The organism is Klebsiella sp. P1954 (genome assembly GCF_018199955.1).
GTDB lineage: Bacteria > Pseudomonadota > Gammaproteobacteria > Enterobacterales > Enterobacteriaceae > Klebsiella > Klebsiella pneumoniae.
This window is the reverse complement of sequence record NZ_CP073373.1, coordinates 458754-470401: the sequence shown is the minus strand read 5'-3', so window position 1 is coordinate 470401 and position 11648 is coordinate 458754. Positions and strand designations below refer to the sequence as shown.

The 11648-nt window shown below is 57.9% G+C and carries 13 protein-coding genes; 6 read left to right on the top strand and 7 right to left on the bottom strand.

Going from position 1 to position 11648, the window contains the following annotated elements; genetic code table 11:
• Positions 1–175: 175 nt before the first annotated feature.
• Positions 176–538 (top strand): multidrug efflux SMR transporter subunit KpnE, encoded by a 363-nt coding sequence (kpnE, locus tag KB890_RS02415; protein ID WP_004179723.1) that lies wholly within the window; start codon positions 176–178, stop codon positions 536–538.
• A complete protein-coding gene (kpnF, locus tag KB890_RS02410) occupies positions 525–854 on the top strand; it encodes a multidrug efflux SMR transporter subunit KpnF (RefSeq protein WP_002903683.1) in 330 nt (109 codons plus the stop codon). Before kpnE ends, kpnF begins: the two co-directional genes overlap by 14 nt.
• Positions 855–897: 43 nt before the next feature.
• Here the strand turns inward: kpnF and KB890_RS02405 are convergent, their stop codons facing one another.
• The 4 genes from KB890_RS02405 to KB890_RS02390 form a co-directional block, all read right to left on the bottom strand.
• Positions 898–1014, bottom strand: coding sequence for a hypothetical protein (locus KB890_RS02405; RefSeq protein WP_004224649.1), 117 nt, complete (start codon positions 1012–1014; stop codon positions 898–900).
• Between the two features lie 13 nt (positions 1015–1027).
• Positions 1028–1840 carry a trypsin-like serine peptidase gene (locus tag KB890_RS02400; RefSeq protein ID WP_004179725.1) on the bottom strand — a complete coding sequence of 271 codons (813 nt, stop codon included), beginning with the start codon at positions 1838–1840 and terminating at the stop codon, positions 1028–1030.
• A gap of 938 nt (positions 1841–2778) precedes the next feature.
• Entirely contained in the window at positions 2779–3198 is a 420-nt protein-coding gene (asr, locus tag KB890_RS02395) for an acid resistance repetitive basic protein Asr (protein ID WP_002903693.1), read from the bottom strand.
• 164 nt (positions 3199–3362) lie between these two features.
• A complete protein-coding gene (locus KB890_RS02390) occupies positions 3363–4850 on the bottom strand; it encodes a carboxypeptidase M32 (RefSeq protein WP_002903695.1) in 1488 nt (495 codons plus the stop codon).
• Positions 4851–5066: 216 nt separating this feature from the next.
• Here KB890_RS02390 and KB890_RS02385 point away from each other — a divergent pair, with 216 nt between their 5' ends.
• Positions 5067–5159, top strand: coding sequence for a KPN_01571 family protein (locus KB890_RS02385; protein WP_004206050.1), 93 nt, complete (start codon positions 5067–5069; stop codon positions 5157–5159).
• Positions 5160–5189: 30 nt separating this feature from the next.
• On the opposite strand, the gene KB890_RS02380 is transcribed toward KB890_RS02385, so the two are convergent.
• Positions 5190–6440, bottom strand: a complete 1251-nt coding sequence (locus tag KB890_RS02380; RefSeq protein WP_002903698.1) for an MFS transporter — start codon at positions 6438–6440, stop codon at positions 5190–5192.
• 130 nt (positions 6441–6570) lie between these two features.
• Here KB890_RS02380 and KB890_RS02375 point away from each other — a divergent pair, with 130 nt between their 5' ends.
• From KB890_RS02375 to bioD, 3 genes are all read left to right on the top strand, one after another.
• Complete coding sequence (locus KB890_RS02375) at positions 6571–7473, top strand: LysR family transcriptional regulator (RefSeq protein ID WP_002903700.1); 903 nt, start codon at positions 6571–6573, stop codon at positions 7471–7473.
• A 123-nt stretch (positions 7474–7596) separates the two neighbouring features.
• Positions 7597–8817 carry a sugar metabolism global transcriptional regulator Mlc gene (gene mlc / locus KB890_RS02370; protein WP_002903701.1) on the top strand — a complete coding sequence of 407 codons (1221 nt, stop codon included), beginning with the start codon at positions 7597–7599 and terminating at the stop codon, positions 8815–8817.
• A 127-nt stretch (positions 8818–8944) separates the two neighbouring features.
• Complete coding sequence (gene bioD, locus KB890_RS02365; protein ID WP_002903703.1) at positions 8945–9640, top strand: dethiobiotin synthase; 696 nt, start codon at positions 8945–8947, stop codon at positions 9638–9640.
• On the opposite strand, the gene clcB is transcribed toward bioD, so the two are convergent.
• Together clcB and dmsD are read right to left on the bottom strand one after the other, a co-directional pair.
• Positions 9593–10888 carry a voltage-gated ClC-type chloride channel ClcB gene (gene clcB / locus KB890_RS02360; protein ID WP_004148305.1) on the bottom strand — a complete coding sequence of 432 codons (1296 nt, stop codon included), beginning with the start codon at positions 10886–10888 and terminating at the stop codon, positions 9593–9595. The two genes, bioD and clcB, sit on opposite strands and share 48 nt — an antisense overlap.
• 133 nt (positions 10889–11021) lie before the next feature.
• Positions 11022–11630: a Tat proofreading chaperone DmsD gene (gene dmsD / locus KB890_RS02355; RefSeq protein ID WP_004179727.1), complete on the bottom strand. Its 609-nt coding sequence runs from the start codon at positions 11628–11630 to the stop codon at positions 11022–11024.
• Positions 11631–11648 lie beyond the last annotated feature (18 nt).

Here is an 11648-nt window from a genome sequence, read left to right as displayed (position 1 = left end):
GTATCCCTCACTTTTTCCCGTTTTGCCGGCGAACAGCACTGGCATTCGGCGCTATAGTCACCTTCTTTCTGCCTGAGCTGGCGCCAAGCGCACAGCGATATCTACGTCAGAAATTTTCCTGTTTACGTCTCGCGTAAACGGTAATGGATTATATTCTCAAGCAGGAGAAGGGATCATGTTTTATTGGATTTTATTAGCTTTAGCAATTATTGCTGAAATTACCGGCACCTTGTCTATGAAATGGGCAAGCGTGAGCGGCGGGCACACCGGCTTTATTTTAATGCTGGCCATGATTGCCCTGTCATATATTTTTCTTGCCTTTGCGGTTAAAAAGATTGCCCTCGGTGTGGCCTATGCGTTGTGGGAAGGGATCGGTATTTTACTGATTACCCTGTTCAGCGTGCTGCTGTTTGATGAGAGTCTGTCCCTGCTGAAAATAGCCGGCTTGACCACCCTGGTGATAGGGATCGTCTTAATTAAGTCCGGCACCCAGAAAAAAGCGTCTTCACAGCAGGAGGTGGCCCATGCAGCAGTTTGAGTGGATCCATGCCGCCTGGCTGGCAATCGCCATTGTGCTGGAAATTATTGCCAACGTCTTTTTGAAGTTTTCCGACGGCTTCCGCCGCAAGATCTACGGCATACTGTCCCTGGCGGCAGTATTGGGCGCGTTCAGCGCCCTGTCGCAGGCGGTTAAAGGGATCGATCTCTCGGTTGCCTATGCGCTGTGGGGCGGCTTCGGTATCGCGGCGACCATCGCCGCCGGCTGGGTGCTGTTTGGTCAGCGTCTGAATAACAAAGGCTGGGCGGGGGTTATCCTGCTGGTAGCCGGCATGGTGTTAATTAAACTCGCCTGACGTCTCGCCGCCTGCAAAGCCAGGCGGCAAACGGAAGCTTCGTTCACGCCTTGCCCCGCTGTAATTGTGTCAGGTGACGCTGAGGGCTGCGCAGGTTCACTGCTTTTGGCTGGCGGAAAATCATTTCCGCCAGGACGATGTCAATAATGATATTCTTCACCGGCCTCGGTCCATTACTCACCGGCAAGCGCCTCCAGCTTATCGCGAAAGCCAGTCACCGCAATGGCGCGATTGTCCGCCCGCCAGCGATCCTGCGGGCCGGGGGCCGAACTCTGCACGGCGATCACCTGCCAGCCGTCCTCCGTTTTCAGCAGCAGCGGCGAGCCGCTGTCGCCAGGCAGGGTGTCGCACTGATGCGACAGTACGCTGGTTTGCGCCCACCCTGTCACGATGCAATCCTGGTGGCTGTAAAGATTATCGAGATGATCTTCAGGATAGCCAGACTGGGTAACTTTACGGCCCGCCGCCTTCAGCGCGGCGGTGAGATCGGCCTTGCTGCCCGGAAAGAGCGGGATCGGCGTAATGCCAGACGGAGCATAGCGCAGCACGATCAGACCAAAATCGGACGGCGCTGCAGCGGAAGGGACAATCCAGCCGTCGCCATCGGCTTTCAGGCGTCTGCCTAAGCTGGGATCGACTCGCCCGTCAATGCCGTGGATCTCATAGACCCAGTTGCCCTTGCGGGAAATAAAGCGCAGGGCGACCGCTTTGTCCGGCTTGCCGCGCGGGGGCGTTAACAGACAGTGGCCCGCGGTCAGCGCCAGATGCGGAGAGATGAGCGTCGCCGTACACAGATTGCCGCTGGCGGTTTCCAACTGGCCAATCGCGTCCCACGGACTCTCCTCGGGGCGGTTCACCGCTTTACGGTCATCGTGACCGAAAAACAACGTCTTAATATCTTTGGCGCTCAGTCCGCTATCATCGGCATGTGCGCCCAGAGGTAACAGATAAAATGAACACAGTAATAACAGAACGTCTCTACGCATATCACTCTCTGGGGAGGCTATGATGTCTATTGACAGTAGCAGGAGATTTAAGTTTTTGAAAGTAAACAATAATTCTAAACAGGCCAAACCGTATACCACATCAGCGCGCGGTGGGGTCTGGCGCTGGTAAAACCTCCTGATTTCAAGCGGTTAATACCAGTGTTCTGCTTGTGCTATTTCCGCAGAAAGTGGCGTCTTGCGCAACAAAATTCATGTATCAGAACGTACTGAATTCGGTTAATAATGCAGCAATTCATCCGTGGGATTATTCCTGGTTTGTCAGCATAATGCCCAAAAATAATACTTTTACCCACCAGATCTTCACCGGAATTCGCACTTCTTTACGCCTCTCGTAATTATTTTCAATGCGAAACATTTTCTCACCGAAAACGTTGTTACCGTCGCCCTGCCGTTGAGTAAATAGAGAGGTAGTACCGGCGATGATAGCCTGAACTCTATTTCCCCTGCGTTCGGAGGGCTTATGTCTAAAAAAGGTATTCGCGCACTGGTTTATGTTTCCCTGGTCTCAGTCGCTATCTGGGGCGCGACCGGCTATCTGGTGATGGAAGCCGTGCGTGCATTGTGATGGGCGCGCCACCCGGCAAGGGCCAGGCGTGCGACATATTACGACTAACATGTCTGGCGTCTTCTGGCGCCGGACATTTTTTTGCGCCGCAGAGAGTCACAGGATAATGGGAAGCGGGGAGCGGGTCAGCGATAGCCGCACGGTATTCATTTTAATGAAAAGCTGGTAGAAGCAGCAAAATGCGAACGCGGGATAAATAATTAAGAGAGGAAAAAACGGGTTGCAACCACTGCGCATATAATTAGCAGGATCAGGATGAGCTCAAAACGATAGCGCCGCAGCATAGTGCTCTCCAGAAAAAACGGCGCTGAAACAGCGCCGATTATTAAGAAGGTTGGTTCACCGGGAGGAATTATGCTGCCGGCTGTGCAGTCGGTTTAGCGGCCTGGTGTTTAGTGGTTTTGTGGTGTTTTTTCGCTGCCTGCGCTTTCTGGGCTGCCGGTTTAGCCGCAGCTTTGTGATGCTTTTTCGCCGCCTGAGCTTTCTGCGGAGCAGCTGGTTTAGCTGCTACTTTTTTGTGTTTTTTAGCGGCCTGGGCTTTCTGAGCAGCGGCTGGTTTAGCTTCTGCTTTTTTGTGTTTTTTGGCAGCCTGAGCTTTCTGCTCTGCAGCCGGTTTTGCCGCGGCTTTGTGGTGTTTTTTGTGATGGGTGGTCTTGGCAGCCGTGCTGTGGGTGGCAGCCGGTGCCTGAGTGGTGCTTACTGCGTCAGCAGCGAAAGCGGCGGAAGAGAGACCCATAGCAGCGGCAACGACCAGAGCTAATACTTTTTTCATTCTGATATCCTCGAAAAGTTTTCTTAATTTCAACCCCACTGCGGGGCCGGTGAAATCACTATATGCTTGTCTTTTCGAGCTTTCCGTGAGTGTTTGGTATCGGCGTGTAACCGAATGTACAAGGCAGGAACGACAGGACGCGCCGGGTAGCCCGGCGCGTATGATTACAGGTAGCGAGTGGTCAGGTGCTCGCGGAAGTAGCGGCTATTAAGATCCTCACCGGTGGCCTGCTGAATCAACTGCGAGGTGGTGAAGCGGCTGCCATGCTGCCAGATATTCTGCCGCAGCCAGTCGAACAGGGCGCTGAAATCGCCTTCCTCAATATCGCGATCTAACGTCGGCAGCGCGCGGCGGGCCGCGGCCATCAGCTGCGCGGCATACATCGCACCCAGGGTATAGGAAGGGAAATAGCCGAATCCGCCGTCGGTCCAGTGAATATCCTGCATGCAACCATCCCGATAGTTGCCGGTGGTCGACAGCCCCAGCCAGTGCTGCATTTTCTCGTCCCACAGCGACGGGATATCATCTACCTCAATCTCGCCGTCGATCAGCGCACGTTCAATTTCATAACGCAGGATGACATGCGCCGGGTAGCTCACCTCATCGGCATCGACGCGAATAAAGCCGGGTTTCACCTGCTGATTCCAGGCGACAAAATTGTCCTGGCTAAAGGCCGGCCGATCGCCAAACCGCTCGCGCACCGCCGGTAACAGGCGGTTAAGAAACCGCTCGCTGCGTCCCAGCTGCATTTCAAAAAACAGGCTCTGCGACTCGTGGATAGCGGTGGAGCGGGCGAGTCCTACGGGCTGGTCGACCCACGGGCGAGGTAGATTCTGCTCGTAGCGGGCGTGGCCGGTTTCGTGGATCACGCCGAACAGAGCGCTGAGCAGGTCGTTTTCGTTGTAGCGGGTGGTGATGCGCACATCCTGGGGTACGCCGCCGCAGAACGGGTGGGCGCTGATGTCGAGGCGCCCGCCGTCGAAGTCAAAGCCAAGGATACGCATCGCCTGCAGGCCCAGCTCCCGTTGTTCAGCAATGGGGAAAGGCCCCTGCGGGGCGATTAGCGTCTGCTTCGCCTGCTTCTCCACCGCCTGGCTAAGCAGGGAAGGTAGCCACGATTTGAGATCGGCGAACAGGCTGTCCAGCCGCGCGCTGGTCATATCCGGTTCGAAAATATCCAGCAGCGCGTCGTAGCGTGAGCCGCCCCTGGCATCGGCGCGGATCTGCGCTTCCTGACGGCTCAGTCTGACCACCTCGCGTAGGTTGTCGGCAAAGCCCGTCCAGTCATTGGCGGGACGCTGGCTGCGCCAGGCATGCTCGCAGCGGCTGCCGGCCAGCGATTTTGCTTCCACCAGGCTCTCCGGCAGCAGCGCCGCCTGATCGTACTGACGCTGCATTTCCCGCAGGTTGGCCTGTTCAACATCATTAAGATCCTGCTGGCGGGCCTCCTGTAACCATTGTCCCACTTTTTTATCGGTCAGGATTTGATGCTGCAGCACGCCGAGCTCGGCCAGCGCTTCGCCGCGGGCGACGCTCCCGCCCGGGGGCATCATCGCGAACATATCCCAGCCGGCGATGGCGGCGAGATGCGAAAAGCGCGACAGGCGCTGAAAGGTACGGGTAAGCTGCTGATAAGGCGTATTTTCAGTCATAGTGGCGTTCGGTCCGTGACAGGTGAATAAAGAGATTATCGCTTTGCCTCTACACTATCCTGATACGCCCGGCGGGTCGAGCGTTGCGCACAGGGGAAGGGAAAGACACATGGCGGGAGAATAAGCTCACCTCTGTGATCGGTGTGACAGAAAACGGTAACATATCGGTACTAAACTGTGATCGATTACACAGGTCTGGAGGTTCGGGGGTGGTTTATGAATCCGTTCACCTGGCTGTTTATTGCACTGCTGTCCGTTGATGCCGTCAGAGAGCTGATGGGCTTGTCTTCCATAATGGGCATGTGGTGAAACGTGGCCTGCAGGCCACGTCACACGCGACTATTTCAGTCGCTGATGTAAGCAGGTGCCGGTCAACAGCGCGGCAAGGAGCAGCAGCGCGATAAACCCACCGACGCCGTTCCAGCCGTAGTGATGCCAGAATACCCCGCCTAACGTCCCGGCAAGACTTGAACCCAAATAATAGCTGAACAAATACAGCGATGACGCCTGACCGCGGGCGCGGCGGGCGCGTGGGCCAATCCAGCTGCTGGCGACGGAATGCGCGGCGAAGAAGCCAGCGGAAAACAGCAGCATGCCGATGAAAATAAGCCACAGGGAAGAAAAGAGCGTCAGCAGCAGGCCGCAGAGCATCACCGCTGTAAAGCCAAGCATCACCGGCCCGCGGCCAAAGCGTACGGTCATGGCCCCTGCCTTCGGTGAACTCCAGGTCCCGGTGAGATAAGCTACCGACAGCAGGCCTACCACCGCCTGGCTTAACGACCACGGCGACATCATCAGCCGGTAGCCAATATAGTTAAACAGGGTGACAAAAGCGCCCATCAGCAGAAAACCTTCGATGAACAGCAGCGGCAGGCCACGGTCGCGCCAGTGCAGACGGAAGTTAATCAGCAGCGTTTTCGGTCGCAGCGAGGTCGGGCGGAAATGGCGCGACTCGGGCAGGATACGCCAGAACATAATCGCCGCGGCCAGCGCAAAGCCGCTGATCGCCGCCAGCGCCACGCGCCAGCCGAAGAAATCGGTAAAGACCCCGGTCAGCAAGCGGCCGCTCATGCCGCCGATGGAGTTGCCGCTGATATAGAGTCCCATCGAAAAGGCGACGAAACTGGGGTGGATCTCCTCGCTCAGATAGGTCATGCCGACCGCCGCTACGCCGCTCAGCGACAGGCCGATGAGCGCGCGCATAATCAGGATGCCGTGCCAGCTGGTCATCATAGTCGACAACAGTGAACAGCAGGCGGCCAGCAGCAGGGCGGTGACCATCACCGGCTTGCGGCCTATAGCGTCCGACAGCGGGCCGGTAAACAGCAAGCCCACCGCCAACATCGCCGTGGAAATTGAAAGCGAAATACTGCTGCTGGCCGGCGACACGCCAAACTCGTTCGACAGCACCGGCAGGATCGGCTGCACACAGTAGAGCAGGGCAAAGGTGGCCAGACCGGCGGAGAACAGCGCGAGAGTGACGCGCATAAACTGCGGGGTGCCACGTTTAATAAACGGATCCGGGCGGGATGCACCAGCGACGCTGACCTCGCCCGCCGGCACGGTGTCAACGGTTGTTGTACGACTCACAGAGAATTCCTTGCGTAGAAGTTGCTGCTTACCAACAGGATGTTGTGACCATTCAGCTCACATTTTTAGGGTATGAAAATGTAAATATTCTGTCTAATATATTAATAATCTCAAATAAGACGTTTTAAATATGAATATCGAGTTGCGTCATTTGCGCTACTTTGTCGCCGTCGCCGAGGAGCTACATTTTGGCCGCGCCGCGGCGCGACTAAACATCTCTCAACCACCGCTAAGCCAGCAGATTCAGATCCTTGAGCAGCAGACCGGCGCTCGCCTGTTTGCCCGTACCAACCGCAGCGTCAGCCTGACGGCGGCCGGAAAGCAGTTTCTCGCCGATAGCCGACAAATCCTCGCCCAGGTAGATGAGGCGGCTGCTCGCGCCGCCCGTCTACACCATGGCGAAACGGGTGAGCTGCGCATCGGCTTTACCTCCTCGGCCCCTTTTATTAAGGCCGTCTCCGATACGCTATCGATGTTTCGCCAACGCCTTCCGGATGTGCATATTCTCACCCGCGAGACTAACACCCGCGAACAGATAGTGCCCCTGAGCGAAGGGGCTCTGGATTTGGGGCTGCTGCGCAATACTCAACTGCCGGACACCCTGGCGTGGGAGCGGGTTCTGCGCGAGCCGCTGTTGGCGATGGTCCCGGCGAATCACCCGCTGGCCCGCCAGCCCTCGGTCAGCCTGGCGGCGCTGGCGCGCGAGCCCTTCGTCTTTTTCGACCCGCACGTCGGCACTGGCCTGTATGACGACATCCTCGGCTTGCTGCGCCGCTACGGCCACACGCCGAAGATTGCCCAGGAGGTGGGGGAGGCAATGACGATTATTGGTCTGGTGGCCGCCGGCCTGGGGGTATCGATCCTCCCGGCCTCCTTTCAGCGCGTCCAGCTCAGTGAAATGCGCTGGCTGCCGATCGACGAACAGGATGCGGTATCGGAGATGTGGCTGGTGTGGTCTAAACACCATGAGCAAGGGGCACTGGCAAAACGCTTTCGTGAGGCGCTGCTCTCCTGGAAAAGCGAGCATAATTGAGGCGAAAAGGGGTTGGAAATGTGCGGTAAATCACAAGGCTAAGTAAAAATTTGACGTTCACCGTCGAAGTGCTTCACCATAGCCGAAAGTTTATTTCGAAGCGCGAAAATAAGGGAGTCAATGGTGGTAGCGGATAGTCAACCAGGCCATATCGATCAAATAAAGCAGACCAATGCGGGCGCCGTGTATCGCCTGATTGATCAGCTCGGCCCGGTATCGCGTATCGACCTTTCCCGATTTGCGCAACTGGCGCCGGCCAGCATCACCAAAATCGTCCGCGAAATGCTGGAAGCGCATCTGGTTCAGGAGACCGAGATCCAGGAGCCCGGCAGCCGCGGCCGCCCGGCGGTGGGGCTGATGGTGGAGACCGAGGCATGGCACTATCTGGCGGTGCGCATCAGCCGCGGTGAGATCCATCTTTCGCTGCGTGATTTAAGCAGTCAGCTGGTGGTGGAGGATCAGCTGGAGCTGGCGCTCACCGACAGCACGCCGTTTCTGACGCGCGTTATCGACCATATTGATCGCTTCTTTATTCGCCATCAAAAGAAGCTGGAACGCCTTACCTCCATCGCCATGACGATGCCCGGTATTATCGATACCGAAAATGGCATTATTCATCGCATGCCGTTTTATGAGGATGTTAAAGATGTCCCGCTCGGCGAAGCGCTGGCCAATCATACCGGGGTGCCAGTCTATATTCAGCATGACATCAGCGCCTGGACTATGGCGGAATCTTTGTTTGGCGCCTCGCGCGGCGCCCGGGACGTCATTCAGGTGGTCATCGATCATAACGTCGGCGCCGGGGTGATCACCGATGGGCGCCTGTTGCACGCCGGCAGCAGCAGCCTGGTGGAGATTGGCCATACCCAGGTCGATCCCTACGGCAAACGCTGTTACTGCGGCAACCATGGTTGCCTGGAGACGATTGCCAGCGTAGAAAGCGTGCTGGAGCTGGCGCAGATGCGCATGGCGCAGTCGATGAGCTCGCTGCTGCACCAGCGTCCGCTGAGCGTGGAGTGGCTTTGTCAGGCGGCGCTGCAGGGCGATTTGTTAGCCCGGGACATCATCAGCGGCGTGGGTAATCACGTTGGGCGAATTCTGGCGATCATGGTCAATCTGTTTAATCCGCAGAAAATTCTGATTGGCTCGCCGTTCAATCTGGCGGCAGAAATTCTTTTTCCGGCAATTTCCAGCTGTATTCGGCAACAATCTCTCCCAGCCTATAGCCGGCATATTACCGTTGAAAGTACTCAGTTCTCCAACCGCGGAACGATGGCTGGCGCGGCGCTGGTTAAAGATGCGCTCTATAACGGATCCTTACTCATACGACTGTTACAGGGTTAACATTTTTTCATAGTCACACCAAAAATTGCGCTATCTCAAGCTGACCTCAGACGGCTTCACGTAGACTTTGCCCACCGTTGATTATTTCTCTCCCGTATATTTCATCGACAAAACTGTGGGGTTAGTGATGTTTAAGCGTTTCTTTATTACAGGTACAGACACCTCTGTCGGGAAGACAGTGGTTTCCCGTGCGCTGTTGCAGGCACTTGCTGCCAGAGGCAAAAGCGTGGCCGGGTATAAGCCTGTGGCGAAGGGCAGCAAAGAGACGCCGGACGGTTTACGTAACAAAGATGCGCTGGTGTTGCAGAGCGTCTCCACGCTGGCGTTACCTTATGAGGCTGTCAACCCCATCGCCTTAAGCGAAGACGAGAGCAGCGTGGCGCATAGCTGCCCGATCAACTACGGTCTGCTGTCCGATGGTTTGCAGCGTCTGGCCGCGCAGGTCGAACACGTGGTGGTTGAAGGCACCGGCGGCTGGCGCAGCCTGATGAACGACCTGCGGCCGCTCTCCGAGTGGGTGGTTCAGGAGCAGCTCCCAGTGCTGATGGTGGTGGGGATCCAGGAGGGGTGCATCAACCATGCGCTACTGACAGCCCAGGCGATCGCCAATGACGGTTTACCGCTGATTGGCTGGGTGGCCAATCGGATCAACCCCGGTCTGGCGCACTACGCCGAAATCATCGATGTCCTCAGCAAAAAGCTGCCGGCGCCGCTGATCGGCGAGCTGCCTTATCTACCGCGCGCCGAACAGCGTGAGCTGAGCCGCTACGTCGACTTAGACATGCTCGGCAACGTGATGGCGATAGATCGAATCCCGGCGTAACGTCCGCGACAGCACAGACGACACGACGCAGGTTATCAGCAGACCGGGCAGCAGCGTATACTGCCCGGTCATCTCGCAAATCATCAGGGTTGACATGATCGGCGCATGGGTCGTGGCGGCCAGAAACGCCGCCATGCCGGTCAGACCCATCATGATGGCCATTTCTTCACTTCCCGGCAGCCACAGCCTGCTGAAGCAGGCAAACAGCATGCCCATCGCCAGGCCGACAAACAGCGTCGGGGTAAAGACCCCGCCAGGCGCGCCGGAGCCGCTGCTGGCCAGCACCGCCAGCAGTTTGCAGATAAATACGCCCACCAGCAGCGCACCGGACGGCGGCAGCAGCAAATAGCTTTGCACTACGCTGTAGCCGTTGCCCCATACTGCCGGGGTGATGAGCGATAAGCCGCCGACAATTAGCCCGCCCAGCGCCAGCTGCCACGGCGGCGCCAGCTTCAGTTTAACGAACCCGCGGTGGCTGTAGTCCATCAGCCAGATAAACAGCGGCCCGCACAGCCCGGCCAGCAGGCCAGTCGCCAGCATTAAGCCATAGTGCAGGGCGCTGAGGTTCTGCTGTAACACGACGTGATACAGCGGCGCGGCGCCGCCATTAAGAAACTGCGTCAACAGCAGGGCGATCACCGCCGAGATCACCACCGGCCCAAGCGAGGCCAGCATCAGCGTGCCAAAGAGAATTTCAGCAATAAACAGGCTGCCGGCCAGCGGGGCATGATAGGCGCTGGCCATCCCGGCAGCCGCGCCGCAGGCGACCCATAGCTTCCATTCACTCTGCGGCGTGAAGCGACGGGCAAACAGCGAGGCCGCCAGCGCGGCCAGCAGGATCATGGCGCCTTCCCGGCCAATCGCGCTGCCGGTCACCACGACCAGCAATGACGCCAGCGATTTCACCAGGCTTGCCGGCGTATCGAAACAGCCGTCGCCGGTCTCCAGGGCTTCCATATAATCGGTGGCGGCATGCGGACGCGCGACGCTGCGTCGTTGCCAGAGCCAGAGTAAGGTTCCCGCCGTCAGGCCGCCCAGCGCGGGGGTAACCAGCCGACGCCACGCCGGCAGCGACTGTGCGGCGTTGACCAGGCTCCCGCTGTCATTACTGAGCAACAGCGTTTCCAGCACCACCATAGCGTGGCGAAACAGCGCCACCGCCAGGGCGGCGAGAAGGCCAATCAGGGTGGCGATCAGCAGGCGGCGAAACATCACCTGCACATCAGGGTAGGGATGAAGACGATGCATTAGTCACGGCGAGGTTCAGAAAACATTGGCTTATTGTGATAGGGAATAACCTTAGATGCAAAAGCGATAAGTGCGGGTGAAAGGCTGGGAAGCGGCAAAATAAAACCGCGCCGGATACCGGCGCGGCGAAGGGTTAACGATAGAGCGGTTTTTGCGCTACGGCGATCGGCAGATTCTCCTGCCACTGCGCCAGAGTCGCCTGCGCCAGCTGACCCAGCGTCTGATAGAAGGGGTGGGCGGCATGGTCGACAAAGACGCTCAGGAAACGCCCGGACCACGGCAGCAGGTGCCAGGCCAGCAGCTGGGCAAACAACGCATCCTGCTCCGTTTCGCACAACCATGCCGCCAGGAGTAGCACGGTGCCGAAATGATCTTCCGGTTCGTTGCCATCGGCCTCCAGTGCGATACCGTTCTCGCGCATCCACTGGCGCAGAGCCAGCGTGGAATCGCCAAACAGCACAGACTCTTTATCCAGCCAGACCGAGCCCCAGGGCGGCGCCGGCAGGGCCCATGGCCCGATAAACAGGCGCTGCCAGGCTTCCGGCAACGTTTCTTCAGCCGATGCGGCAAACCCTGACGCCAGCGGGGCTGCGACCGGGAAGGGCCACTGCTGCTGCCAGCTCCCGTCCTGGAAGGCGGCGACCAGCGGCGCAATTTCCGCGCTATTCGGCGCATAAGAGAACAGCGCGCCCAGGGTGCGGGCGCTTAACGCGACGGCGTCGCGATTTGGGATCGGCATCATCACTTATTCCTTTCTGCG